The sequence below is a fragment of the Cellulomonas olei genome, assembly GCF_039548315.1.
Lineage (GTDB): Bacteria > Actinomycetota > Actinomycetes > Actinomycetales > Cellulomonadaceae > Cellulomonas.
The window spans coordinates 65,606-90,470 of the sequence record NZ_JBCLVN010000004.1; the positions used below are offsets into that span (position 1 = coordinate 65,606).

Below are 24,865 nucleotides of genomic sequence, written 5' to 3' on the forward strand. Positions count from 1 at the left end.
CGCGCCGCCGGCGCCACCCGCCCGTCAGGCCGGCTCGACCTCCGCGAGGATCCCCGCGAGGGCCTCCCGCGTCGTGGCGTCGAGCACCCGCTGCACCCGCTCCGCGTCGGTGAACACCAGCGCGATCCGGGACAGCAGCTCCAGGTGCTCCCCGCCCGCGCCCGCGATGCCGACCACCACGCGCACGGGGTTGCCGTCCCAGTCGACCGGCTGCTCGTACCGCACCAGGGAGATCGCGGACCGCCGGATGCGGCCCTTCGCCTCCTCGGTGCCGTGCGGGATGGCGAGGTGGCTGCCCATGTACGTGGAGACGGTCCGCTCGCGGTCGAGCATCGCGTCCACGTACTCCGGCTCCACCGCGCCGGACGCCACGAGCAGGCCGCCCGCCTCGCGGATCGCCTCCTCCTTCGTGGTCGCCCGCCCCGCCGGGACGATCAGGTCGTCGCTGAGCACGGCGTTCACGACTGGGTCCTCTCCGCCGCCTGCGCCTCGCGGACGACGTCGTCGTAGACCGGGCTGCTGAGGAAGTTGTCCACCGAGACGTGCCGGGCGGACGGGGCGTGCCGCCGGGCCCGGTCCGTCAGCTCGCGCTGCGTGATGACCAGGTCGACGTCGTCCTCGAGCTGCGCGACGGCCCGGTTGACCACGGTGATGTCGCCGCGGCCCGCCTTCTTGAGCTTGTCGCGCAGGATGCTGGCCCCCATCGCGGACGACCCCATGCCGGCGTCGCACGCGAACACGATCGACCGCAGCGGCCGGTCGGGGAGCGCGTCGCCGCCGACGGCGGGGGTCGCACCGGAGACCGGGGCGGCCTGGGTGGCCAGCGCACCGAGCGCCGAGGACGACTTGCCCTTGTTCGCCTCGGTCTGCGCGATCGCCGCCCCGAGGTCCCCGCCGCCGGCCGCGAGGTCCCGCTTGCGGGACGCCCGCAGGATCACGGCCGAGACCAGGAACGTCACGGCGAACGACAGCACCACCGACAGGACGACACCGACGTACGAGTCCCGTGGTGTCGCCGCGAGCACCGCGAGGATCGACCCCGGTGCGGCCGGCCCGCGCAGGCCCGAGCCGAACACGACGTTCGTCGCGATGCCCGTGGCGCCGCCCGCGATCGCCGCGAGGATCAGCGCCGGCTTCATGAGCACGAACGGGAAGTAGACCTCGTGGATGCCGCCGATGAACTGCACGACGGCCGCGCCCGGGGCGGACATCCGCGCAGCGCCGACGCCGAACACGGTGTACGCCATGAGGATCCCGAGGCCGGGGCCCGGGTTGGCCTCCACCAGGAACAGCAGCGACTTGCCGGACTCCACGACCTCCTGCGCGCCGAGGGGCACCAGGACGCCGTTGCCGATGGCGTTGTTGAGGAACAGCACCTTCGCCGGCTCGACGATCACCGACATCAGCGGCAGCAGGTGGTTGTCCGCCATCCAGGAGACGATGCTCCCCAGCCAGCTCGACACCTGCGTGATGATCGGCGCGAACCCGAAGAACGCCCCGACCGCCATCGCGGCACCGAGGATGCCCGCGGAGAACATGTCGACGAGCATCTCGAAGCCCGGCTTGATCTTGCCGGCCCACAGGGAGTCGACCTTCTTCATGACCCAGGCCGACAGCGGGCCGACCACCATGGCGCCGAGGAACATCGGCACCGTGGAGCCGGTGATCATGCCGACCGCCACGATGGACGCGACGACGCCGCCGCGCTCCTTGTAGACGATGCGGCCACCGGCGTTGGCGATGAGGATCGGCAGCAGGTAGGTCACCATCGGGCCGACGAGCCCCAGGTACTGCCGGAACGTCGTCCCGTCGTCGGCCTGCGCGAGCTGGGTGGCGGCGCCCTGCCAGCTCATCGCGTCGGCGTTCCCGAAGCCCCCGAGGATGCCGTTGGGCGTCCAGCCCACGGCGATGAACATCGAGGTGATGAGCCCCCACGCCAGGAAGGCGGGGAGGTTCGGCATGATCATCGCGCTGAGGAACGCGCCGAACCGCTGGATGCGGACCTGCGCCTGCTTGGCGCGCGTCGGGCTCGTGGCGCCCGGGGCGGCTGTGGTCGCGGACACGGTCGTCACGCCTCCGTCTCGGTGGTCGGCCGGCCCGCGCGGGCCGGGAGGGAAAGGGTCGTCATTGACCTGCTCCTTGCTGGTCGGGTGCCGGCGCGTGGCCGGTCACGGCTCGATGGTGACCTTGATGCCCGCCCCGGAGCGGACCACGTCGATGCCCTCGGCCACCCGCTCGAGCGGCAGCCTGTGGGTGATGAGGTCCGCGACCGGCACGCTGCCGTCGGCGATGTGCGCCAGGGCCTGGCGGTTGTGCTCCGGGCTGGAGCCGTTCGCCCCGAACACCGCCAGCTCGCGGTAGTGCACGAGGTTCGAGTCGAACGTGATCGTGGGGCGGTCCTTGGGCAGGCCGCCGAACAGGCTGAGCCGGCCCTGCGGGGCGAGCATCTGCAGCGCCTGCTCCTGCGCGGCCCCCGAGGCGGCGGCGGTGATGACCACCGACGGCCCGCGGCCGTCCGTGGCCTCCTTGACGGCGGCGACCGGGTCGACCTCCGACGCGCAGATCGCCGCGTCCGGCTGCACGACCGCCGCCGCGAGGTCGAGGCGCTCGCGGCTGAGCTCCACGAGCAGCACCTGCTTCGCGCCCCGGGCCCGCGCCAGGCGGACGTGGAGGCAGCCGATGGGCCCGGAGCCGACGACCACGACGACGTCGCCGTCGTGCACGTCGATGATCTCCTGGGCGTTGATCGCGCACGCGAACGGCTCGGCGACCGAGGCCTCCGCGTACGAGACGCCCTCGGGGATCCGGTTGAGGCCGTCGACCTTCAGCACCTCGCGGGGCACGATCATGTACGGCGCGAACCCGCCGTCGAAGTCGTAGCCCATCGAGACCTGGTTCGGGCAGATCGTCATGGCGCCGACGCGGCAGTACTCGCACTCGCCGCACGGGATGGCCGCGATGACCTGCACCCGGTCGCCGGGCGCCCAGCCCTCGACGCCGGCGCCGACCTCGACCACCTCGCCGGCGATCTCGTGGCCCATGACGCGCGGCGGGCGGATGCGCTGGTGCCCCGACGTGGAGATCTTGACGTCGGTGCCGCACATCGACGTCGCACGGACGCGGATCTTGACCTCGCCCTCGCTCGGCGACGGCTCCGGCGCGTCCTCCAGCCGGACGTCACCGGGTGCGTAGAAGCGGAAGACCTTCATCTCTCTCCTCGGGTTCGGGGCCGCGCGGGGCGCGTGGTCCTCGGTGGTCAGGCCCGCACGACGCGCGGGCCGGCTGTCTCGATCTCGTCGGCGAGCTCCGGCTCGATGCCGGAGTCGGTGACCACGGCGTCGACCGCCGCGAGCGGGGCGACGCGCGCGAGCTCCGCGCGGCCGACCTTGGTGCGGTCCGCGAGGACCACGGTGCGGGCGGCCGCGGCGACGAACGCGCGCTTGACCGCGGCCTCGGCGAGGTCGGGCGTCGTGAGGCCGTCCTCGACCGTCAGGCCGTTGGTGCCGAGGAACGCGACGTCGACGCGGACGTCGGCGAGCGCGCGCACGGCCCACGTCCCGACCGCGGCCAGCGTGCGCCGCCGCACGGTCCCGCCCAGCAGGTGCAGCGTCACGGACGGCAGCGGGGCGAGCACCATCGCGACGGGCAGCGCGTGCGTGACGACGATGAGCTCGCGGTCCGGGGGCAGCAGCTCGGCGAACCGGACCGTGGTGGTGCCGGCGTCGATCAGCACGGAGCCGCCGGCCGGCAGCTCGTCCAGGGCCGCCTTGGCGATCCGCTCCTTCTCGGCGGTCAGCACCTGCTCGCGCTGGGGGAGGGCGGGCTCGTAGCCCAGGCGCTCCACGGGGACGGCCCCGCCGTGGACGCGTCGCACCAGGCCCATCCGCTCGAGCGCGGTGAGGTCGCGGCGGACGGTCTCGGCGGTGACGTCGAGCTCGGCGGCGAGCTGCTGCACCTCGACCCGGCCCGCCGCGCGGGCGGTGGTCACGATGAGCTGCTGGCGTTCGGGCGGGTACATGACGTCGACGTCCTGTCCTCGGGGTGGGTGCGGCCGGTGCCCGCACCGCGACATCGCTGTCGCGCGAGTCACACTCTGGCAACAGCACGGGCCCGAAGTCAACACGAACACAGAAATCCGGAGCCAAACGGGCAGACATACGGAGCCAAACACAGGGCGCGACGCGACCGGACCGGGAACACGGGGGTGCCCCGCGGCGTTGTACGGGGCGGTATGAAGAAGCGATACGAGGACCTCGAGCAGGACGACGGCACGGTCGTGCGCTACCAGCGCCACGACAACGGCGGCGGGCTCGTCGCCAAGGGAGCCGTCGTCGACGACAGCGCCTACGTCGCCGACACGGCGTGGGTGGACCCCGGGGCGCGCGTGGAGGCCCGCGCGCGCATCGGCCAGCACTGCTGGGTGGAGCCCGGCGCCCGCGTGGAGGTGGCCGCGACCGTCGGCTCGCACGCCCACGTCGGCCGCGGAGCCAGCGTCGGCGCGGGATCGACCGTCGGCACCCGCAGCGACGTCGGCGCCGAGGCGCGCCTGGAGCCCCGCGCGGTGGTCGAGCCCGAGACGCGGGTCGCGCCCGGCACCGTCGTGCGCGGCGGCACCCCGCGGCGGCTCGACCGGCACCTGGTCGCGTAGCCCGCCCGCAGCAGGCGCGCACCCGCCGCGCGGCCGGCGCGGGCCCGGCCGATACTGGGGTGATGCCCCGGATCGCCACGCTCGCCGCCCGCGCCGAGGACCGGTTCAACGCCGCCGTCGTGCGGGTGCTCACCCGGCGCGGGTACTGCCCGCGCGTCGTCACCTACCCGTCCTACGGGACCACCACCCGGTCGCGGGTGCGTGCGCGCGTCCTCCTCACGCCGCCCGACGCCCCGACCCCGGGCAGCGTGGCCCGGCGCGGCTGGCGCAACCTGTTCTCCGCCGAGGTCGCCGGGGCGTCCGTCCGGGTCACCGCCGGCCCGGACGGGCCGGTCCTGCTGGAGACGCGCTCCGACCGCGGCGGGTACGTGGACGCGTGGGTCGACCTGCGCCTCGAGCCCGGCTGGCGCACGCTGCACGTCGCGGTGGTGGACGTGGCGGCGGCCGCCGCCGAGGGGGACCGCACCGACGGCGGGACCGCCCCCGCGTCGTCCCCGTCGGTGCCCGCGCCCGTGCAGGTCGTGGACCCCGCCGCCACGCACGGCATCGTGAGCGACATCGACGACACCGTGCTTGTGACGATGGTGCCGCGGCCCCACCTGGCGGCCTGGAACTTCCTCGTCCGGTCCGAGGCACGGCGCAAGCCCGTCCCCGGCATGCCCGAGCTGTACGCCCGGCTCACCGCGACCCACCCGGACGCGCCGGTGTTCTACCTGTCGACGGGCGCCTGGAACACCGCCAGCGCCCTCGCGCGGTTCCTCGAGCGCGTGGGGCTGCCGCAGGGGTCGCTCCTGCTGACCGACCTGGGGCCGACCGGCACGGCGCTCCTGCGTTCCGGGCCGGCGCACAAGGCCGCCACCCTGCGGGCGCTCGCCGAGGAGCTGCCGCACCTGCGCTGGATCCTCGTCGGGGACGACGGGCAGCACGACCCGCAGGTGTACGAGACGTTCGCCCGGGAGCACCCGGGTCGCGTCGCGGCCATCGCGGTGCGCGAGCTGTCCCTGGGGGAGCAGGTCGCGCAGAACGGTCTGCCCGCCGTGTCGCCGGCGACCCGGAGGGCGGTCGAGGGCCTCGACGCGTCGGACGTGGCGCTGGCCCGCGGCGCCGACGGCCGCGCGCTGGCCGCCGAGCTCGCGCGGGCGGGCGTCATCTGAGCACGCGGCCGGTGCGCCGCCGGCGTCGCCCGGACGGCCCGGACCGCGCGCGGCACCCGCACCGCCGGGCCCGTCACCAGCCGTCGGGCAGCGGCCGTCCCTCGTCGTAGCCGGCGGCGGACTGGATGCCGACGGTGGCGCGCTCGGCGAACTCGTCCAGCGTCGTGGCGCCCACGTAGGTGCAGGACGACCGCACGCCCGACGTGATCCGGTCCAGCAGGTCCTCCACGCCGGGGCGCTCCGGGTCCAGGTACATCCGGGAGGACGAGATGCCCTCCTCGTACAGGGCCTTGCGGGCCCGGTCGAACGCCGAGCCCCCGCGGGTCCGGGCGGCGACCGCGCGGGCCGACGCCATGCCGAAGCTCTCCTTGTAGAGCCGCCCGTCGCCGTCCGCGTGCAGGTCACCGGGCGACTCGTGCGTGCCGGCGAACCACGAGCCGACCATGACCTGCGACGCGCCGGCCGCCAGGGCGAGCGCGACGTCGCGGGGGTGCCGCACGCCGCCGTCGGCCCACACGTGCTTGCCCAGCCGGCGCGCCTCGGTCGCGCACTCCAGCACGGCCGAGAACTGCGGGCGGCCCACCGCGGTCATCATGCGGGTGGTGCACATGGCGCCCGGGCCGACGCCGACCTTGACGATGTCCGCGCCCGCGGCGATCAGGTCCCGCGTGCCCTCCGCGGTCACGACGTTGCCCGCCACGACGGGGACCTGCGGGTCGAGCGAGCGCACGGCCTCCAGGGCGTCGAGCATCTTGCGCTGGTGCCCGTGCGCGGTGTCGACGACCAGCACGTCGACCTCGGCCTCGAGCAGCGCCGCGGCCTTGGACTTCACGTCGCCGTTGACGCCGACGGCCGCCGCGACCCGCAGCCGGCCGCGCGCGTCCACGGCGGGCGCGTAGATCGACGAGCGCAGCGCGCCGACCTGGGTGAGCACCCCGACCAGCTCGCCGTCCCGGACGACGGGGGAGAACCGGCGACGCGAGGCGTGCAGCCGCTCGAACGCGGCCTGGAGCCCCGCGACGCCGCCGGACTCCACCACGGACAGGTCGACCGTCGTCGGCTCCGGCGTCATCACCTCGGCGACCTGCGTGAACCGGTCGACGCCCTCGCAGTCCGCCGGCGTCACGACGCCGACCGGCCGCGCGCCCTCGACCACCACGGCCGCGCCGTGCGACCGCTTGCCGATCAGCGTCAGCGCCGTGTGCACCGTGTCTTGGGGGGAGACGACCACGGCGCTCTCGACGACCGTGTGCTTCGCCTTCACCGACGCCACGACGTCCGCGACCACCTCGCCCGGCACGTCCTGCGGCAGCACGGCCAGGCCGCCGCGGCGGGCGACGGTCTCCGCCATGCGCCGGCCGGCGACCGCGGTCATGTTCGCGACCACCACCGGGATCGTCGTCCCGGTGCCGTCGGGCGCGGCGAGGTCGACGTCGAACCGCGAGGCGACCTCGGATCGGGACGGGACGAGGAAGACGTCGCCGTACGTGAGGTCGGACGAGGGCGAGTGCCCGGGCAGGAAGCGCATGAGAGTTCCCCTTTCCGCCTGAGTCTACCCGCCGCGCCGCCGCCGGCCCCGGCGCTACTCCTTCACGGCGCCCGCGCTCTGGTTCATGATCCGCTTCTGGAACACGAAGAACAGCACCGCCACGGGGACCGTCATGATCGCCGCCGCCGCGAGCTTCAGCGGGTACTGCGTCCCCTGGCTGAGCTGCCCGGACGCGAGCTGGGCGACGCCCTTGGTGAGGGTGACGAGATCCGGGTCCTGCGACGCGACGATGAAGTGCGACAGCTCGTTCCACGACCCCTGGAACGACAGGATCACCAGCGTGACGACCGCCGGCCGGGCCATCGGCAGGACGACGGACCAGAACACCCGGAACGTGCCGGCGCCGTCCAGGCGGGCGGCCTCCTCGACGCTGGGCGGGATGGACTCGAAGAAGTTCTTCATGATGAAGATGCCGGCGGCGTCCGCGAGCAGCGGCACGATGAGCCCGGCGAACGAGTTGTAGATCCCGACCTGCTTGATGACGAGGAACTTCGGGATGAGCAGCACGACGTTCGGCACCGCCATGACGGCCACGAGCCCGGCGAACACCAGGCCGCGCCCGCGGAACCGCAGCCGTGCCAGCGCGTAGCCGGCGAGCGAGTTGATGAACACCCGGCCCAGCGTCACCACGACCGTGACGATCACGGAGTTGCGGAACCACAGCGGGAAGTCCGAGCGCAGGAACAGCCGCTCGTACGCCGCGGTGCTCCACGTCTGCGGGATCAGGGAGACGGCGTTCTGCGCGGCCTCGGCGTCCGTCTTGAACGACGTCGCGACCTGGATGAGGAACGGGTAGACGTACAGCACGGCCAGGACGACGAGCACCGCGTAGGTGAACGACGTCGCGACCACGCGGCGGTTGCTGCGGCGGGCCCGGGGCGCCGGTGCGCCGGGGCGGGCGGGCGCGGGGAGGGCGGTGGTGGCGCTCATCGGTGGTCCCCCTCGGTGGGGCTCGCGGTCCCGGTGCCCGGGGCGCCGGCGGCCGGCGCGGTGCCGGCGGTACCGGCGAGGGCGGCGGGTGGTGCCGGCGGGGTGCGGTAGAACCGCTTGCGCCGCGGCACGGTGTCCCGCTCCCGCAGCACGAGCCGCTGCAGCACGGTGAGCAGCACGATGATCGCGAACAGCACGAACGCGATCGCGGCGCCGCGACCCCACTGGTTGTTCTGGAACGCCGCGCTGTAGGACAGGTAGGCGGGCGTGATCGTCGTCTTGGCGGGGCCGCCCTGGGTGCCGGTGTAGATCTGGTCGAACACCTGCCACGTGCCGATCAGCCCCAGCGTCACCACCGTGAACACCGTCGGCCGCAGCATCGGGAGCGTCACCCGGCGGAACCGCTGCCAGGCGGTGGCGCCGTCCATGACGGCGGCCTCCTCGACCTCCGAGGAGATCGCCTGGAGCGCCGCGAGGAACAGCAGCATGAACGTGCCGGACGTGGTGAAGATCGCCAGCAGGATCAGCGCGGACATCGCCACGGACGGCCCGGCGAGCCACTCCCACAGCGGGATGCCGAGGAACCCGTGCTGCGCGAGGGACTCCGGCGCGGTGTCGACGCCGACCGCGCCCAGCAGCAGGTGCAGCACGCCGCGGGGGTCGTTGAACCAGTTCGGTCCGCTGATCGACAGCCGCGCCAGGATCGCGTTGATCGTCCCCGACGCCGAGAAGAGGAACAGCCACAGCACCGTGATCGCGACGGACGAGGTCACGGAGGGGAAGTAGAAGGCGGTGCGGAAGAACCCGCGCCCGCGCAGCGCCCGCCGGTTGACCATGGTGGCGAGGAACAGCGCGAGCGCCGTCTGCAGCGGCACGACCAGCAGCACGTAGTACGCGTTGTTGCGCATGGCGGTGCCGAAGTCCTGCGTCGCGAGCCCGCCGCCGAGCAGCAGGCTGCGGTAGTTCTCCACCCCCACGAACGACACGTCGGACGACAGCGGGCTGCCGCGCCCGGTCCAGTCGGACATGCTGACCCACAGCGCCATCAGGACGGGGACGACGAGGAACAGCCCCAGGATGACGAGCATCGGGGCGAGGAACAGCCACCCCGACGCGGCCGCACGGCCCCGGGCGGACCCGGGGCCGTGCGGGCGACGGCGGCGGCGCACCGGCGCGGACGCCGGCGACGTGACCGCTGCGGACATCGTCAGGACGCGTTCTCGTCGAGGACGGCCTGCAGGTTGGTCTGCACGGAGGCGAGGATCGCCGCCGGGTCGCCGGTCTTCAGGCTCTCGAGCTGGGCGTTGAAGTCGGTGATCACGTCTGCGGCGCCCTGGGCGTTGACGACGTTCTGCGCGAAGTCCGCCGAGTCGATGAACGCGGTCATCTCCGGGTACAGCTCCTTCCAGCCGTCGGCCGCCGACTGCACGGACGGCATGACGCCGAACGCCTCGGAGAACGCGAGCTGCTGGTCGGTGCTCGTCAGGTGCTGGACCAGGTCGACGGCGTCGGACTGGTTGTCGGAGTCCGCGGCGACGCCCCAGCAGTTGGTGAACTGCAGGGTGCCCTGGCCGGCGGGGCCGGCGGGGAGCTCGACCACGCGGTAGTCGACGTCCGGGTAGTCGTTGGTCATGGCGCCGGTGATCCAGTTGCCCTCGATCGTCATGGCGGCGGCGCCGGTGCCGAACGCCTCGCCGCCCCAGCCGGTGCCGAGGTCCGCGGCGTAGGCGGCGCTGCCGGACGCGAGGAGCTGCTGCACGTACGTCAGGCCCTCGAGGTTCTCGGAGGAGTCGACGGTCGCCTCGGTGCCGTCGGCGTTCGTCATGGTGCCGCCGGCCTGCGCGAGGAACGCGCCGACCCGGGCGTACTCGCCGGAGAACCCGAGGCCCACCTGGTCGCCGGTGGTGAGCCGGCCGGCGACGTCGGTCAGCTCGTCCCACGTCGTGGGCACGTCGTCGTCGGTGAGGCCCGCGGCCTCCCACGCGGCGCTGTTGATGATGAGCGCGAGCGTCGAGAAGTCCTTCGGCGCGCACACGAGCTGCCCGTCGGTGCTGAACTGGTCGACGAGGCTCGGGTAGAAGTCGTCGGCGTTGTCGAGCTGGTCGCCGTAGGGGTACAGCGAGCCGTTGGCGGCGTAGGTGCGGAACTGGTCGGCGCTGACGTAGAACACGTCGGCCGGGTCGCCGGAGGCGAAGCCCTGGCTGAGCTCCTGGGTGAGGTCGGACGCCACCTGGACGGTCGCCTCGACGCCGGACTGCTCGGACCAGTCGGCGACGGCGGCCTTCACGGCGTCGGTCTCGGCGTCGCCGGACGAGCCGATGAGGATGCTGAGCGGGCCGCCGCCGCCCGATGCGGTCTCCTCGTCGCCGCTGTCGTCGAACCCGGATCCGCCGCAGGCGGCCAGGGCGAGGACGCCGGCGACGCCGACGGCGGTGGACGCCAGCAGGCGCCGTCCTCGCGTGGGGGTGCTGTGCATGAGGGTCTCTCCTTCGAGGGGGTGGTGCGGGGGCTGCGGGGTCAGGGGGTGTGCGGGGCGCCGGGTCCGTGGGACGAGGCGCGCTCGACGAGGTGCGGGGCGAGCAGGACCGTGCGGCTGCGCGTGCCACCGCCGCCGTCGAGCTGGTCGAGCAGCAGGTCGAGCGCGCGGTGCGCGGCCTCGGTGAGGGGCTGGGCGACGGAGGTCAGGCCGACGGCGGCCGCCACGGGCGTGTCGTCGAACCCGACGACGGCGAGCGGGGTGTCGCGCGAGCGCGCGACCGTGAGCGCGCCGAGCGCGAGCGAGTCCGAGGCGCAGACGACCGCGGTGGGGGCGGCGTCGGCGAGCACGCGCTCGGTGGCCTGCGCGCCCGCGGCGACGCCGTCCGGGACCCGCGCGCGCAGCCGGCGCAGCAGCGAGCCGTCGTGACCGGCGTCCACCATGGCCGCCGCCCAGCCGGACGCGCGGTCCTCGCCGGTGTCGGAGCCGTCAGGCCAGCCGAGGTACGCGATGCGCTCGTGCCCGAGCCGGCGCAGGTGCTCGACGGCGGCCCGGGTGCCGGCGGCGCCGTCGACGTCGACCCACGGGTGGTCGTCGTGGGCCTGGCCGGGCGCCGTCCAGGGGCGGCCGAACGTCACGAACGGCACCTCGCGCTCGGCCAGCCAGGCGGCGCGCGCGTCGTCGCGGTGCGTGCTGGTGAGCACGAACGCGTCGAGGTCCGCCGTGTCGAGCAGCTCGCCGTACTGGGCGATCTCGCGCTCGTCGTCGGGGGCGGTGAACAGCATGACCCGGTAGCCGCGCGCCTGGGCGCTCTCGGTGAGCGCGTGCAGGAACCGGTCCAGCACGGCGCCGTTGATGCCGTCGCGCACCGGCTCCAGCCGCAGGCCCACGACGCGGGAGCGGCCGGTGCGCAGCTGGCGTGCGGCGGCGGACGGCCGGTAGCCGAGCTCGTCGATGGCGCTGCGCACGCGGTCGGTCGTCTCGGGCCGGACCAGGTGCGGCGCGTTGAGGACGTTCGACACGGTCTGGCGGGAGACGCCGGCGCGCTGCGCGACGCTCTCGAGCGTCGGCCTCGTCGTGCTGTCCATCCTGCGCTCCTTCGCGGGCCATATGATCGTTCCAAGTCGGATTGGAGCGATCAAACGATGGGCTCTAGAGTTGCCAGCGGCCCCGGGCGTGTCAAGCCGGGGCACGGTGACGCAGGGTCACGATCAGGTCTCGGCCCGCTCACGACCCGGCCCCCGCTCGACCCGGACGAACGACGAGGTACTCCATGGAGCTCCAGCCCCTTCTGCACGACCTGCTGGTCGCGGTGCACGCCCCGACGCAGGCGTGGTCCGACCGGGAAGGACAGATCGGCCTGGCCGGCGGTCGTGGTGCCCAGGGCGTCTACCACGGCGACGTCCGCGTGGTGTCCGGCGCCCGGCTCACCGTCTCGGGCTCCGTGCCGGAGGCGGTCGCGTCGGGGGCGGACGGGCCGGGGCGGGCGCGCGCCGTGCTGCTGCCGCGGACCGTGGACGGCCCCGGGGCGGACCCCACGGCCCGGCTGGAGAGACTGCGCGAGGTGTCGCCGGGCGCCGTGACCGAGACGCTGACGCTGAGCTGCTCGACGCCCGCGCCCGTCGCGGCACGGCTGGAGATCGTGGTCACGCCCGACGGCACGCCGATGGACCGCATCAAGTCCGGCGCCGCCGTCACCGCGCCGCCGGCGGCCGAGCCGGTCGCGGGCGGCGTGCGCTGGCGGGCCGACGACGAGGTGACCGCCGAGCTGGTCGCGCCGGGCGCCCGCGTCGAGGTCGCCGCGGACGGCACGGTCCGCCTGGCGTGGGACGTCGAGGCGACCACCGGCGCGCCGGCGACCGTGGGCTGGACCGTCACCGTCACCGACGCGGGCGGTGTGGTGACGGCGCCGCGCCGCGCGGAGCCGGAGTGGGCCCCGCTGCACGTCGAGGCGGCCGACCGCCGCCTGCCGGCGCTGCTCGACCAGGCGCTCGGCGACCTGGCGACGCTGCGGATGTCCGCGCGCTTCGCCCCCGACGACGTGTTCCTCGCCGCCGGTGCGCCGTGGTTCTTCACGCTGTTCGGGCGCGACTCGATCTGGGCCGCCCGGATGCTGCTGCCGCTCGGGACCGAGCTCGCGACGGGCACGCTGCGCACGCTCGCCGCGCTGCAGGGCACCACGACCGACCCGGCGACCGCCGAGCAGCCGGGCAAGATCCTGCACGAGGTCCGGCGCGCCGAGCTGTCGATGCCCGGCGAGGGCACCGTGCTGCCCCCCGTCTACTACGGCACGGTGGACGCGACCCCGCTGTGGGTGTGCCTGCTGCACGACGCCTGGCGCTGGGGGATGCCGGACGCCGAGGTCGAGGCGCTGCTGCCCGCGCTGGAGCGGGCCCTCACCTGGATGTCGGACCACGGCGACTCCGACGGCGACGGGTTCCTCGAGTACGCGGACGAGACCGGGCACGGGCTGGCGAACCAGGGCTGGAAGGACTCGGGGGACTCCGTGCAGTGGCGCACGGGCGAGCTCGCGACCGGGCCGATCGCCCTGGCCGAGGTGCAGGGGTACGCGCACGAGGCGGCGCTGGCGGGCGCGGCGCTGCTCGACGCGTTCGGGAGGCCGGGGGCGGCCCGCTGGCGCGCCTGGGCCGCGGGGCTGGCCGACCGGTTCCGGGCGTCGTTCTGGACCGCGGACGAGCGGGGGCGCTACCCGGGCATCGCGCTCGACGCGGACAAGCGGGTCGTCGACACGGTCACCTCGAACATCGGGCACCTGCTCGGGACCGGGATCCTCACCGCCGAGGAGGAGGCGCTGGTCGCGGCGCGGCTCACCGGGCCGGACATGGACTCCGGGTACGGGTTGCGCACCATGTCGACGGACTCCGCCGGCTACTGGCCGCTGCGCTACCACGGAGGAGCGGTGTGGCCGCACGACACGGCGATCGTCGTGCAGGGGCTCGCCCGCGCCGGGCACGCCCGCGAGGCCGCCGCGCTCGCGGAGGGCCTGCTGGCCGCCGCCCAGGGCTTCGACGACCGGCTGCCCGAGCTGTACGGCGGCGACCCGCGCGGCACCGTCCCGCAGGTCGTCCCGTACCCGGCCGCGTGCCGGCCCCAGGCGTGGTCCGCGGCCGCCGCGGTGTCCGTGCTGGGCGCCGCCCTCGGGCTGCGGCCCGACGTCCCGGGCGGGCGGCTCGACGTGCGGCCGCCCGCGCCCGCGCCGCTGGGTGCCGTGGCCGTGGAGGGGCTCCGCCTGGCCGGGCGGCCGCTCGCCGTGCGGGTCGGCGCGGACGGCCGGGCCGAGGTCGCGACCGACGCGCCGGTGGAGGTCCGCACGGCCTGAGCCGGCGCCGGGGCCGGGCCGGCGACGGGCGCGGCGCGGGGGCGGCCGCGGGCCGCGGGGGCGTCGTATCGTGGACCCCTCGTGCCCGCGGACCCCCCTGCGCGGCACGACGGCGACGGGGCGGTGGACGGATGGGACTGCTGGACCGGATCGACTCGCCCGCGGACGTGCGCGACCTGAGCCACCCGCAGCTGCGCACGCTCAGCGCCGAGATCCGCGCGTTCCTGGTCGACCAGGTGTCGCGGACCGGCGGGCACCTCGGCCCGAACCTCGGCGTCGTCGAGCTCACGCTGGCGCTGCACCGCGTGTTCGACTCGCCGCGGGACACCCTGGTGTTCGACACCGGGCACCAGGCGTACGTCCACAAGCTGCTGACCGGCCGGCGCGACTTCGGCCGGCTGCGCCACCGCGGCGGGCTGTCGGGCTACCCGAGCCGCGCGGAGTCCGAGCACGACGTCGTCGAGAACTCGCACGCGTCCACGGCGCTGTCCTGGGCGGACGGCATCGCGCGGGCCGACGCGCTCGCCGGGCGCGACGACCGGCACGTGGTCGCGGTGATCGGCGACGGCGCCCTCACGGGCGGCATGGCCTGGGAGGCGCTCAACAACATCGCGGACGGCACGGACCGCCGGCTCGTGGTCGTGGTGAACGACAACGGCCGCTCGTACGCGCCGACCATCGGCGGCCTGGCCCTGCACCTGGACGCCCTGCGCACCACCCGCGGGTACGAGACCGTCCTGTCCTGGGGCAAGCGCACCCTCAAGCGCTCCGGGCCGCCCGGGCGGCTCGCGTACGACGCCCTGCACGGCCTGAAGAAGGGCATCAAGGACGTCGTCGCGCCGCAGGGCATGTTCGAGGACCTCGGCCTCAAGTACATCGGCCCCGTCGACGGGCACGACGTCGCGGACGTCGAGTTCGCGCTCCAGCGCGCGCGGGCGTTCGGCGGCCCCGTCATCGTGCACGTCATCACGGAGAAGGGCCGCGGCTACAGCCCCGCCGAGCAGGACGTGGCGGACCGGTTCCACGCGGTCGGGCAGATCCACCCGGAGACCGGCCTGCCGGTGGCGCCGTCGCGGTTCGGCTGGACGGGCGTGTTCGCGGACGAGGTGGTGCGGATCGGGCGCCGGCGCCCCGACGTGGTCGCCCTGACCGCCGCGATGCTCAACCCGGTCGGCCTCGCGCCGTTCGCGGCCGAGTTCCCGGACCGGACGTTCGACGTGGGCATCGCCGAGCAGCACGCCGTCACGACCGCCGCGGGGATGGCCTACGCGGGCCTGCACCCCGTGGTCGCGGTGTACGCCACGTTCCTCAACCGGGCGTTCGACCAGGTGCTCATGGACGTCGCGCTGCACCGCGCCGGCGTGACGTTCGTGCTCGACCGCGCGGGGCTCACCGGGGACGACGGCGCCAGCCACAACGGCATGTGGGACCTGGCGGTGCTCGGCGTCGTGCCGGGGCTGCGCCTGGCCGCGCCGCGCGACGGCGACACGCTGCGGGCCGCCCTGCGCGCCGCCGTGGACGTGGACGACGCCCCCACGGTCGTGCGGTACCCGAAGGGCGCGCTGCCGGACCCGCTGCCGGCGGTCGACGAGGTGGACGGGGTGGACGTGCTCGCCCGCCACGGCGGCACCGCGGACCCGGCCGTGCCGGGCGAGCAGCGGTCCGTCCTGGTGTGCGCCGTCGGGGCGATGGCTCCCACCGCGCTCGCGCTCGGCGAGCTGCTGGCCGCCCACGGGCTGCGGGCGACCGTGGTCGACCCGCGGTGGGTCCTGCCCGTGCCGGCCGCCCTGGTCAAGCTGGTGGGGGAGCACGACCACGCGGTCACCCTGGAGGACGGCGTCCGCGAGGGCGGCATCGGCTCGGCGCTCGCGCTGCGCACCCGGGACGCCGGCATCGGCACGCCCGTGCAGGCGTTCGGCGTCCCGCGCCGGTTCCTCGAGCACGCGTCCCGCGACGAGCTCCTGACGTCCCTGCGCCTCACGGCCCCGGACATCGCGCGGGACGTCCTCGCGGCCCTCGCCACCCCCTGACCGCTCCCCGCGCTGCGTCGAGGTTGCAGCAGGTGCGGGGTTCCCGCGCGCGAACCCCGCACCTGCTGCAACCTCGTCGGGCGGCACGCGCGCGCGGGGCCGGGAACGGGTGACGTGACAGGGCCGGGTGCGTCGCGCGCGCGCCCACGTGAGCACCGTCACGTCCGTGTTCCCGCTGGTCGGGCGCGGGTTGGGACCTCGGTCCCAAGACATCCCATGACCTCGTGAATAGCGTCACGAGTACGACGTCCTCAGCGAGGGAGCATCACATGTCCACCACCGCAGTACCCCAGTCCGGCACCGACGCCACCGCGGGTGCCTGGAGCGGTTTCGTCACCGGACCCTGGTGTGACGGGATCGATGTCCGCGACTTCATCCAGCGCAACTACACCCCGTACACGGGCGACTCGGCGTTCCTCGCCGGCCCGACGGAGCGCACCACGGGCATCTGGGCGAAGCTCAGCGCGATGTTCCCGGAGGAGCGCGCCAAGGGCGTGTACGACATCGACAACCACACCCCGTCGACCATCGTGTCCCACGCGCCGGGCTACATCGACCAGGACAACGAGCTCATCGTCGGCCTGCAGACCGACGCCCCGCTGAAGCGCGCCATGATCCCCAACGGCGGGTGGCGCATGGTCGAGAAGTCGCTCGAGACCTACGGCTACGAGGTCGACGCCGAGGTCGCCAAGATCTTCACGACGTACCGCAAGACGCACAACGACGGCGTGTTCGACGTCTACCCGCCGAACGTCCGCGCGGCCCGCTCCTCGCACATCATCACCGGACTGCCGGACGCCTACGGCCGCGGCCGGATCATCGGCGACTACCGCCGCGTCGCGCTCTACGGCATCGACGCGCTGATCGAGGGCAAGCGCCTCGAGCGGCACGAGATGGACATGGAGCCGTCGGTCGAGGACATCATCCGCGACCGCGAGGAGAACGCGGAGCAGATCCGCGCGCTCGTCGAGCTCAAGCAGATGGCCGCCTCCTACGGCTACGACATCTCCAAGCCGGCCACCGACGCCCGCGAGGCCGTGCAGTGGCTGTACTTCGCCTACCTCGGCGCCGTCAAGGAGCAGAACGGCGCGGCCATGTCGCTGGGCCGGGTCTCGACCTTCCTCGACGTCTACCTCCAGCGCGACCTCGCCTCCGGTGCGATCACCGAGGAGTTCGCGCAGGAGCTCATCGACGACTTCGTCATCAAGCTGCGCATCGTGCGGTTCCTGCGCACCCCCGAGTACGACTCGCTGTTCTCCGGCGACCCGACCTGGGTCACCGAGTCCATCGGCGGCATCGGCGAGGACGGCCGGCCGCTGGTCACCAAGTCGTCGTTCCGGTTCCTGCAGACGCTCTACAACATCGGCCCGGCCCCGGAGCCGAACCTGACCGTGCTGTGGAGCAACCGGCTGCCCGAGGGCTTCAAGAAGTTCTGCGCGCAGGTCTCGATCGACACCTCGGCGATCCAGTACGAGTCCGACGAGCTCATCCGCACCTCCTGGGGCGACGACGCCGCCATCGCGTGCTGCGTCTCCCCGATGCGGGTCGGCAAGCAGATGCAGTTCTTCGGCGCCCGCGTCAACATCGCCAAGGCGCTGCTGTACGCGATCAACGGCGGCCGCGACGAGGTCTCCGGCAAGCAGGTCGCGCCGGTCAGCGCCCCGGTCGAGGGCGACGTGCTGGACTACGACGACGTCGCGGCGAAGTACGACAAGCTGCTCGACTGGCTGGCCGAGACCTACGTCGACGCGCTCAACTGCGTGCACTACATGCACGACAAGTACGCGTACGAGCGCCTCGAGATGGCCCTGCACGACCGGACGATCCTGCGGACCATGGCGTGCGGCATCGCCGGCCTGTCGGTCGTCGCGGACTCGCTGTCGGCCATCAAGTACGCCAAGGTCACGCCGGTGCGGGACGAGGACGGCCTGGTGACGGACTACGTCATCGAGGGCGACTACCCGAAGTACGGCAACGACGACGACCGCGCGGACGACATCGCCGTGGGCATCACCAAGGCCTTCATGGAGAAGATCCGCCACCACAAGACGTACCGGAACGCCCTGCACACCCAGTCGGTGCTGACCATCACGTCGAACGTCGTCTACGGCAAGGCCACGGGCAACACCCCCGACGGCCGCCGCGCCGGCGAGCCGTTCGCCCCGGGCGCCAACCCGATGAACGGGCGCGACTCGCACGGCATGCTCGCCTCCGCGATGTCGGTCGCGAAGCTGCCGTACTCCGAGGCGATGGACGGCATCTCGCTCACCTCGACGGTCGTGCCCTCGGGCCTCGGCCGCACCAAGGACGAGCAGGTGGCGAACCTGGTGGGCCTCATGGACGCGTACAACGTGTCCTCCGGGTACCACCTGAACGTCAACGTCCTCAACCGGGACACCCTCGAGGACGCCATGGAGCACCCCGAGAAGTACCCGCAGCTCACCATCCGGGTGTCCGGCTACGCCGTGAACTTCGTCCGGCTGACGCGCGAGCAGCAGCTCGACGTGCTGTCCCGGACGTTCCACGGCGGGCTCTGACCCGCACGCGGGGTGCCCGGCCGGGGGAGCAGACCCGGCCGGGCACCCGCCCCGCACCACCCCGCACGACCGCACCGGAGGAGGCCGAGATGACCAGCACCGTCGAGCACGAGGTCCCGGCCTGCGCCTCCGCCCCCGACGGCGGCGACGTCCGCGGCGAGGTCGGCGCCCCGGTGATCCAGCTCGGCGTGCCGGTGGTCGGCGGCTCGCACCACCGGTCCTCCGCCGGCACCGCCGGGCTCGAGGTCTCGGCCGCCGAGCGCAGCGAGAAGTTCGCGCAGATGCGCGCCGGCGAGCTCGGCTCGCTGCACTCGTGGGAGCTCGTCACCGCTGTCGACGGCCCCGGGACACGGCTCACGACGTTCCTCGCCGGCTGCCCGCTGCGCTGCCTGTACTGCCACAACCCCGACACGATGGAGATGCGCCGCGGGGAGCCCGTGCTCGCCGAAGAGCTGCTGCGCCGCATCGCCCGGTACCGCGCGGTGTTCGAGGTCACGGGCGGCGGGCTGACGATCTCCGGCGGCGAGCCGCTCATGCAGCCGGCGTTCGTCGCCCGCATCCTGCGCGGCGCGAAGGAGCTCGGCGTCCACACGGCGATCGACACCTCCGGCTACCTCGGCGCGCACTGCACGGACGAGATGCTGGCGGACATCGACCTCGTGCTGCTGGACGTGAAGTCCGGCATCCCCGAGACCTACAGGCGGACCACCGGCCGCGAGCTGCAGCCCACGCTCGACTTCGGCCGCCGGGTCGCCGCCAGCGGCACGGAGATCTGGGTCCGGTTCGTGCTCGTGCCCGGGCTCACCGACGCCCCGGAGAACGTGGACGCCGTGGCCGACTACGTCGCGACGCTCGACACGGTCACCCGGGTGGAGGTCCTGCCGTTCCACCAGATGGGCCGCGACAAGTGGGCGAGCCTCGGCATGGCCTACGAGCTCGAGGACACCCAGCCCCCGAGCCCCGAGCTGGTCGCCCGCGTGCGCCGGCAGTTCCGGGACCGGGGCCTCACCGTCTTCTGAGCCGCGGCCGAGGAGCGGCCGGGCCCGCGCTCACGCCGGCGCGGACGCGACGCCCGGCGCCAGCAGCCGCCGCCCGAGCACCCGCTCGGACCACCCCTCCCGGTCCAGCCACGGGCAGATGCCGCCGAGGTGCGCCGGCCAGCCCGCACCGAGCAGCATCGCCAGGTCGACCTGCTCCGGCCCGGGGACGACGCCCTCGGCGAGCAGCAGGCCGATCTCCTCGGCCAGCCCGCGGGCGACGCGCTCCAGCACCGCGTGGCCGTCGCCGCCCCGGGCCGGGCCGAACGCGTCCTGCACGGCCGGGTCCACCTCGGGGAGCCCGGCCGGACCGGTGCGCGTGACCGTGCGGCCCTGCTCGACGAGGCGGTCGAGCCCGGGCGACAGGGGGTAGCGGTCGCCGAGCTCGTCGTGCAGCGTGACCAGCACGTGCCGCGCCACGGGCAGGCCCACGAGCTGCAGCAGCGCGAACGGGGACATCGGGAGGCCGAGCGGCCGCAGCGCGGCGTCCGCGACCTCGACGGGCGTGCCGTCCGCGACCGCGGCGAGGACGTCCGCGAGCATCCGCAGGAGCACGCGGTTGACCACGAACCCGGGCCGGTCGGTGGTCCGCACGACGGTCTTGCCGGCGCGCCGGGCGACGTCGACCGCGGTGGCGAGCGACGCGGCGTCGGACGCGCCGGCCGCGACGACCTCGACCAGCGGCATCTGCGCGACGGGGTTGAAGAAGTGCAGCCCGACGACGCGCCCGGGGTGGGCGAGCCCGTCGGCCATCGCGGTCACCGACAGCGCGGACGTGTTCGTGGCCAGCACGCAGTCCGGGCGCACCCGCTGCTCCAGCTCGGCGAACACGGCCCGCTTCACGTCGAGCACCTCGGTCACGGCCTCGACGACGAGGTCCGCGCCCGCGAGGTCCGCCAGGTCGGTGCCGACGCGGACCCGGTCGACGAGCCGGCGGCCCGCGTCCTCGTCGAGCCGGCCCCGGTCCACGGCCTGCGCCACCAGGTCCTCGACGCGCCGCCGCCCGGCCGCGGCGCGCTCCTCGTCCACCTCGCGCATCGCGACCGGCACGTCCAGCCGGGACCCGAGCAGCACGGCGAGCTGCGCCGCCATCAGGCCGGCGCCGACGATGCCGACGGACCGCACGGGACGCGGGTCGGTGCCGGGCCCGTCCGTGCGCGCGGCCCGGCGCGAGCCGGGGCCCGTGAGCTCCGCCGCGTAGAGGGCGGCGCGCGCCTGGTCGGACACGAGGAGCGCGGCGAGCGCGTCGTCCTCCGCCCGGAAGCCGGCGTCCCGGTCGCGCGCGCCCGCCCGCGCGAGCAGGTCCAGCACGTGGGCGTACGCCGGGGCGGCGCCGTGCAGCCGGGCGTCCAGCACGGCCGCGGCCCGGGCGACCGGGTCCGCCTCCCCGGGCGGCACCGGCGGGACGGCTGCGCCACGCCGGTCGGGCACCGCGTCCCCGGCGCGCAGCGTCCCCGCGGTCCACGCGAGCGCGTGGCGGTCGAACCCGTCGGCGGGCAGCACGGCGTCCACCAGCCCGGTCGCCAGCGCCTGCTCGGCGGTGGTCAGCCGGTTCCCGGCGAGCGGGCGCAGGACGGCGAGCTCGACCGCCGCGGGGAGGCCGACCAGCCGGGGGAGCAGCCAGCATCCGCCCCAGCCGGGGACGATGCCGAGCGAGGCCTCCGGCAGGCCGAGCGACCGCACCCCCGCGGCGACGACGCGGTGATCGCAGTGCAGCGCGAGCTCCAGCCCGCCCCCGAGCGCGTGGCCGGTGATCCACGCGACCGTGGGCACCGGCATCTCGCCGAGCAGCCGGAGGGTGGCGTGCCCGGCCGCCCCCAGCGCGTGGCCGTCCGACCGGTCGCGCAGGGTGCGGGCCACGCCGAGGTCGGCGCCCGCGACGAAGCAGCCCGGCCGGCCGGTGACCGCCACGGCGGCGACCTCGCCGCGCTCCGCCCGCCCGCGCACGGCGACCAGCGCCTCGTGCAACGCGACGAGCCCCCGCGGGCCGAGCGTCGTCGGCCGCCGCTCGTCGGCCGCCGTGAGGGTCAGGACCGCGAGCACGCCGCCGTCGTCCGGCAGCGCCACGTCGCGCGCGTCGACCCGCAGCACGTGGTCCGCCGGCTCGGCGGGCAGCGCCGCCAGCAGCTCGGCCGGCGGTGCCGCGGGGCCGGCGGGACCGGCGGGACCGGTCGGCGCGGTCGGTGCCGCACGGCGGCCGGACGGCGCGTCGCCCCCGGCGCGCTGCGGGGCGGAGCTGGTCGTGGACGGTGCCTCGGCGGCGTGGCGCATGCGGTCTCCCTGGGACGTCGGTGTCCGGCGGAACACCCGCGACCCTAACCGCGCACCCCGGCGCTGTCGCGGGACGCCCGACCGCGGCGTGAGGCCGGCCGGGCTACGCCGGGGCGCCCTGCTCCGCGAACGCCGCGGCCAGCCGCTCGGCGAGCAGCCCGACCTGCCACGGCCGCGCCCCGCCCGCGGCCAGCCGCTCGGCGAGGTGCGCCGCGTCCGCGGGCTCGGGCGGCGTCCAGCACACCCGCCGCAGCAGGTCGGGCTGCAGCAGGTTCTCCGCGGGGACGTGGTGCGTCTCCGACAGCTCCGCGACGACCGCCCGGGCCGCGGTGAGGCGGGCGGCGGCCGCCGGGTCGCGGTCGGCCCACGCGCGGGGCGGCGGCGGGGCGTCGGTGCGCGGGCCGCGGGAGGACGGGAGCTGGTCGTCGGGCAGTGCGAGCCCGGCGTCGACGGCGCGCTGCCAGAGCGCGGCGCGCCGCCGGGTGCCCTTGCCGGAGAACGGCGGCAGCGCCACGAGCTGCGGGACCGAGCGGGGGAGCGCCTGCGCGGCGGCGACGATCGCGGCGTCGGGCAGCACGCGGCCGGGGGAGATGTCCCGCTGCCGGGCGTTCTCGTCGCGCGTCTCCCACAGCGACCGGACGACGGCCAGCCGGCGCGGGTCGCGGATCGCGTGCACCCCGGAGACCCGGCGCCACGGCTCCACGCGGGGCGCCGGCGGGGGCGCGAGCCGGACGGCCTCGAACTCCTCGGCGGCCCACTGGGCCTTGCCGGCCAGGGCGAGCCGCTCGGCCAGCACCTCGCGCAGCTCCACCAGCACCTCGACGTCGAGCGCCGCGTAGCGCAGCCACTGCTCGGGCAGGGGCCGGGTCGACCAGTCGACGGCCGAGTGCTCCTTGGCCAGGCCGAGTCCCAGCAGCTCGGCGACCACCGCCGCCAGCCCCACGCGCTCCAGGCCGAGCAGGCGCGCGCCCAGCTCGGTGTCGAACACCCGCGAGGGACGCATGCCCTGCTCGGCGAGCGCGGGCAGGTCCTGCGAGGCCGCGTGCAGCACCCACTCGACGCCGACGAGGGCGTCCGAGAGCGGGGACAGGTCGGGCAGCGCGACCGGGTCGATCAGCGTGGTGCCGGCCCCCTCGCGCCGGAGCTGCACCAGGTAGTTGTGCTGGCCGTAGCGGTACCCGGAGGCCCGCTCGGCGTCGACCGCGACGGGGCCGGTGCCCGCGCCGAACGCCTCGACCACGCGCGCGAACGCCTCGGGCGTGTCGACGACCGCGGGGACGCCCTCGGCGGGCTCGGTCAGGGGGACCACGTCGGGCTCGGCCGGGGCGCCGGCCGGCTGGGGGACGGACTGCATGGGTCAACCGTAGGCCGTCGCCGCCCCCGCCCCGCGGTACGGCACGCTGCGGGGCCGGGCGGCCTCGGGCCGTCGGGTCAGGACAGCAGCCCGGTCCGGATCGAGATCGCCACCAGGGCGGCGCGGTCGCCGGTCCCGAGCTTGCGGGAGATGCGCGCGAGGTGGCTCTTGACCGTCAGCGCGGACAGCCCGAGCTCCTCGCCGATGGCGCGGTTGCTGAAGCCGTCGGCCACCAGCCGCAGCACGGACAGCTCGCGGGTGGTCAGGTCGGGCCGGCTGCGGGCGAACGGCGACGGCACGGCGCCGGGGGCCGTGCCGGGCAGCCCGACGACCGCGTTCGGGTCGGTGGCGACGGCTCCCCGCAGGCCTCCGGTGAGCAGGCCGACGAGGTCGCGGCGGCCCGCGCGCCGGGCGAGCAGGATGACCCGGCCGGAGCCGCGGCGTCGCAGGTTGCGCACGAGCGCCTGCCCGTCGCCCTCCGCGAGCTCGGTGACGACGACGCACATCTGGCCGAGACCGCGCCGGCGGGGGTCCGCGCCGGGGGTGGCCGGGCGGCGGGTCTGGGGGGCGAGCGCCGCCACGCGCGAGGAGGGCGCGGCGTGGGTCGCGGGAGCGCCCGGACCGGTGCGGCCGGCGGCGGGCGCGCTCGGCACGCCCGTCCGTTGTCTGATCGGCTCGAAGCTCACTGCTGCGCCCCCTCGACGGTCCATCACTTGCCCCCTTTATCGGCCCGTCGCGCCCGTGTCTTGAGCGGAACGGGTGACATCGTGTCGTGCGCCCGGGTGCCTTGTCACGTGATCCCGGTCACGTGAGCGGCGCGACGGCGTGTCGTGGCGCCGTGCGAGGTCAGTGCCGCAGCCCCAGCGACACGACGCCGTCCGGCAGCGGCGGGAGCCCCGCGACGGTGCACAGGAGCACCCCCCAGGCCCGCAGGTGCGGGGCCAGGTCGGGCTCGCGTGCCGTCCAGGAGGCCCGCAGCTCGAGCTCGCACAGCTCGGGGCGCTCGTCCAGCGCGCCGAAGGACTGCGACAGCACCCGCGTCACGGTCCCGCCCGCGGCGTGGGCGTCGACGTCGGCCGAGGCCAGTGCGTCGGAGAACCAGCTCCACGCCACCTCGGCGAGCAGCGGGTCCTGGCCCACCTCGGGCTCGAGCGTCGCCCGCACGAGCGTCACCAGGCGGAACGCGCCCTCCCACGCCTCCTGGCCCGCCGGGTCGTGCAGCACGACGAAGCGGCCCGTGGCCAGGGCGTCGGCCTCCGGGTCGCGCCGGCTGCTGCGGACCTCCGCGACCAGCGCCGCGGTGTACGGGGCGATGCGGCTGGGCCCGGGCGCCTCCTCCAGCGAGACCTCGGGACGCAGCGTGACGCCGCGCAGCGAGCGCAGGGCGCGCAGGAACTCCGGTGGCGCGTCACGGGGGCCGGTGCTCACAGCAGCCGAGCGTAGGGGCGGGCGCCCGGAGGGTGGGCGAGCCACGCCGGTCGGCCGGCGCCCGCACTAGGGTGAAGGGTCCCTGGCACCGCCGCCGACCGCCTCCCGAAG

Annotated in this window: 19 protein-coding genes; 6 read left to right on the forward strand and 13 right to left on the reverse strand. The window is 75.1% G+C overall.

Annotation, left to right across the window (positions count from 1 at the left end; translation table 11 throughout):
- Positions 1–24 precede the first annotated feature (24 nt).
- The 4 genes from AAHH18_RS01820 to AAHH18_RS01835 all read right to left on the reverse strand — a co-directional run bounded on the left by AAHH18_RS01820 (position 25) and on the right by AAHH18_RS01835 (position 4,018).
- Complete coding sequence (locus AAHH18_RS01820) at positions 25–462, reverse strand: PTS sugar transporter subunit IIA (RefSeq protein ID WP_222169559.1); 438 nt, start codon at positions 460–462, stop codon at positions 25–27.
- A complete protein-coding gene (locus AAHH18_RS01825) occupies positions 459–1,967 on the reverse strand; it encodes a PTS mannitol transporter subunit IICB (RefSeq protein WP_343300452.1) in 1,509 nt (502 codons plus the stop codon). Before AAHH18_RS01825 ends, AAHH18_RS01820 begins: the two co-directional genes overlap by 4 nt.
- Before the next feature lie 201 nt (positions 1,968–2,168).
- Positions 2,169–3,209 (reverse strand): zinc-dependent dehydrogenase, encoded by a 1,041-nt coding sequence (locus tag AAHH18_RS01830; protein WP_343300358.1) that lies wholly within the window; start codon positions 3,207–3,209, stop codon positions 2,169–2,171.
- A gap of 47 nt (positions 3,210–3,256) precedes the next feature.
- Positions 3,257–4,018 (reverse strand): DeoR/GlpR family DNA-binding transcription regulator, encoded by a 762-nt coding sequence (locus tag AAHH18_RS01835; RefSeq protein WP_343300359.1) that lies wholly within the window; start codon positions 4,016–4,018, stop codon positions 3,257–3,259.
- A gap of 213 nt (positions 4,019–4,231) precedes the next feature.
- On the opposite strand from AAHH18_RS01835, the gene AAHH18_RS01840 reads away from it, so the two are divergent.
- Positions 4,232–4,648, forward strand: coding sequence for a transferase (locus tag AAHH18_RS01840; protein ID WP_343300360.1), 417 nt, complete (start codon positions 4,232–4,234; stop codon positions 4,646–4,648).
- A gap of 62 nt (positions 4,649–4,710) precedes the next feature.
- Positions 4,711–5,802, forward strand: coding sequence for an App1 family protein (locus tag AAHH18_RS01845; RefSeq protein ID WP_343300361.1), 1,092 nt, complete (start codon positions 4,711–4,713; stop codon positions 5,800–5,802).
- Positions 5,803–5,875: 73 nt separating this feature from the next.
- Here the strand turns inward: AAHH18_RS01845 and AAHH18_RS01850 are convergent, their stop codons facing one another.
- From AAHH18_RS01850 to AAHH18_RS01870, 5 genes are read right to left on the reverse strand one after another with little or no spacing between them, the layout of a single operon-like run.
- Positions 5,876–7,330: a GuaB1 family IMP dehydrogenase-related protein gene (locus AAHH18_RS01850; protein ID WP_283320159.1), complete on the reverse strand. Its 1,455-nt coding sequence runs from the start codon at positions 7,328–7,330 to the stop codon at positions 5,876–5,878.
- A 54-nt stretch (positions 7,331–7,384) separates the two neighbouring features.
- Entirely contained in the window at positions 7,385–8,281 is an 897-nt protein-coding gene (locus AAHH18_RS01855) for a carbohydrate ABC transporter permease (protein ID WP_283320160.1), read from the reverse strand.
- A complete protein-coding gene (locus AAHH18_RS01860; RefSeq protein ID WP_343300362.1) occupies positions 8,278–9,486 on the reverse strand; it encodes a carbohydrate ABC transporter permease in 1,209 nt (402 codons plus the stop codon). The genes AAHH18_RS01855 and AAHH18_RS01860 overlap by 4 nt, the downstream gene beginning before the upstream one ends.
- Before the next feature lie 2 nt (positions 9,487–9,488).
- Entirely contained in the window at positions 9,489–10,757 is a 1,269-nt protein-coding gene (locus AAHH18_RS01865; protein WP_343300363.1) for a sugar ABC transporter substrate-binding protein, read from the reverse strand.
- A gap of 41 nt (positions 10,758–10,798) precedes the next feature.
- Entirely contained in the window at positions 10,799–11,845 is a 1,047-nt protein-coding gene (locus AAHH18_RS01870) for a LacI family DNA-binding transcriptional regulator (protein ID WP_283320163.1), read from the reverse strand.
- Between the two features lie 185 nt (positions 11,846–12,030).
- Between AAHH18_RS01870 and AAHH18_RS01875 the strand changes: the two genes are divergently transcribed.
- The 4 genes from AAHH18_RS01875 to pflA all read left to right on the forward strand — a co-directional run bounded on the left by AAHH18_RS01875 (position 12,031) and on the right by pflA (position 19,683).
- The gene (locus AAHH18_RS01875) at positions 12,031–14,097 is read left to right on the forward strand and encodes a glycogen debranching N-terminal domain-containing protein (protein ID WP_343300364.1); all 2,067 of its coding nucleotides are present in this window, start codon (positions 12,031–12,033) and stop codon (positions 14,095–14,097) included.
- 131 nt (positions 14,098–14,228) lie between these two features.
- Positions 14,229–16,127 (forward strand): 1-deoxy-D-xylulose-5-phosphate synthase, encoded by a 1,899-nt coding sequence (dxs, locus tag AAHH18_RS01880; protein WP_343300365.1) that lies wholly within the window; start codon positions 14,229–14,231, stop codon positions 16,125–16,127.
- 269 nt (positions 16,128–16,396) lie between these two features.
- Positions 16,397–18,664, forward strand: coding sequence for a formate C-acetyltransferase (gene pflB / locus AAHH18_RS01885; protein WP_343300366.1), 2,268 nt, complete (start codon positions 16,397–16,399; stop codon positions 18,662–18,664).
- A gap of 89 nt (positions 18,665–18,753) precedes the next feature.
- Positions 18,754–19,683: a pyruvate formate-lyase-activating protein gene (gene pflA, locus AAHH18_RS01890; protein WP_343300367.1), complete on the forward strand. Its 930-nt coding sequence runs from the start codon at positions 18,754–18,756 to the stop codon at positions 19,681–19,683.
- 30 nt (positions 19,684–19,713) lie between these two features.
- Here the strand turns inward: pflA and AAHH18_RS01895 are convergent, their stop codons facing one another.
- The 4 genes from AAHH18_RS01895 to AAHH18_RS01910 all read right to left on the reverse strand — a co-directional run bounded on the left by AAHH18_RS01895 (position 19,714) and on the right by AAHH18_RS01910 (position 24,754).
- The gene (locus AAHH18_RS01895; RefSeq protein WP_343300368.1) at positions 19,714–21,972 is read right to left on the reverse strand and encodes a 3-hydroxyacyl-CoA dehydrogenase NAD-binding domain-containing protein; all 2,259 of its coding nucleotides are present in this window, start codon (positions 21,970–21,972) and stop codon (positions 19,714–19,716) included.
- A gap of 103 nt (positions 21,973–22,075) precedes the next feature.
- Positions 22,076–23,326 carry an HRDC domain-containing protein gene (locus tag AAHH18_RS01900; RefSeq protein ID WP_343300369.1) on the reverse strand — a complete coding sequence of 417 codons (1,251 nt, stop codon included), beginning with the start codon at positions 23,324–23,326 and terminating at the stop codon, positions 22,076–22,078.
- Positions 23,327–23,403: 77 nt separating this feature from the next.
- Positions 23,404–23,979, reverse strand: coding sequence for a response regulator transcription factor (locus tag AAHH18_RS01905; protein ID WP_343300370.1), 576 nt, complete (start codon positions 23,977–23,979; stop codon positions 23,404–23,406).
- A 193-nt stretch (positions 23,980–24,172) separates the two neighbouring features.
- Positions 24,173–24,754 carry a DUF3000 domain-containing protein gene (locus tag AAHH18_RS01910; protein WP_283320171.1) on the reverse strand — a complete coding sequence of 194 codons (582 nt, stop codon included), beginning with the start codon at positions 24,752–24,754 and terminating at the stop codon, positions 24,173–24,175.
- Positions 24,755–24,865: the final 111 nt, after the last annotated feature.

What these genes read in the sequence shown, in the direction of transcription:
- AAHH18_RS01825 (WP_343300452.1), bottom strand. Translation starts at nt 1,967, where the DNA reads ATGATCATGCCGAACCTCCCCGCCTTCCTGGCGTGGGGGCTCATCACC.
- AAHH18_RS01830 (WP_343300358.1), bottom strand. Translation starts at nt 3,209, where the DNA reads ATGAAGGTCTTCCGCTTCTACGCACCCGGTGACGTCCGGCTGGAGGAC.
- AAHH18_RS01835 (WP_343300359.1), bottom strand. Translation starts at nt 4,018, where the DNA reads ATGTACCCGCCCGAACGCCAGCAGCTCATCGTGACCACCGCCCGCGCG.
- AAHH18_RS01840 (WP_343300360.1), top strand. Translation starts at nt 4,232, where the DNA reads ATGAAGAAGCGATACGAGGACCTCGAGCAGGACGACGGCACGGTCGTG.
- AAHH18_RS01845 (WP_343300361.1), top strand. Translation starts at nt 4,711, where the DNA reads ATGCCCCGGATCGCCACGCTCGCCGCCCGCGCCGAGGACCGGTTCAAC.
- AAHH18_RS01850 (WP_283320159.1), bottom strand. Translation starts at nt 7,330, where the DNA reads ATGCGCTTCCTGCCCGGGCACTCGCCCTCGTCCGACCTCACGTACGGC.
- AAHH18_RS01855 (WP_283320160.1), bottom strand. Translation starts at nt 8,281, where the DNA reads ATGAGCGCCACCACCGCCCTCCCCGCGCCCGCCCGCCCCGGCGCACCG.
- AAHH18_RS01860 (WP_343300362.1), bottom strand. Translation starts at nt 9,486, where the DNA reads ATGTCCGCAGCGGTCACGTCGCCGGCGTCCGCGCCGGTGCGCCGCCGC.
- AAHH18_RS01865 (WP_343300363.1), bottom strand. Translation starts at nt 10,757, where the DNA reads ATGCACAGCACCCCCACGCGAGGACGGCGCCTGCTGGCGTCCACCGCC.
- AAHH18_RS01870 (WP_283320163.1), bottom strand. Translation starts at nt 11,845, where the DNA reads ATGGACAGCACGACGAGGCCGACGCTCGAGAGCGTCGCGCAGCGCGCC.
- AAHH18_RS01875 (WP_343300364.1), top strand. Translation starts at nt 12,031, where the DNA reads ATGGAGCTCCAGCCCCTTCTGCACGACCTGCTGGTCGCGGTGCACGCC.
- dxs (WP_343300365.1), top strand. Translation starts at nt 14,229, where the DNA reads ATGGGACTGCTGGACCGGATCGACTCGCCCGCGGACGTGCGCGACCTG.
- pflB (WP_343300366.1), top strand. Translation starts at nt 16,397, where the DNA reads ATGTCCACCACCGCAGTACCCCAGTCCGGCACCGACGCCACCGCGGGT.
- pflA (WP_343300367.1), top strand. Translation starts at nt 18,754, where the DNA reads ATGACCAGCACCGTCGAGCACGAGGTCCCGGCCTGCGCCTCCGCCCCC.
- AAHH18_RS01895 (WP_343300368.1), bottom strand. Translation starts at nt 21,972, where the DNA reads ATGCGCCACGCCGCCGAGGCACCGTCCACGACCAGCTCCGCCCCGCAG.
- AAHH18_RS01900 (WP_343300369.1), bottom strand. Translation starts at nt 23,326, where the DNA reads ATGCAGTCCGTCCCCCAGCCGGCCGGCGCCCCGGCCGAGCCCGACGTG.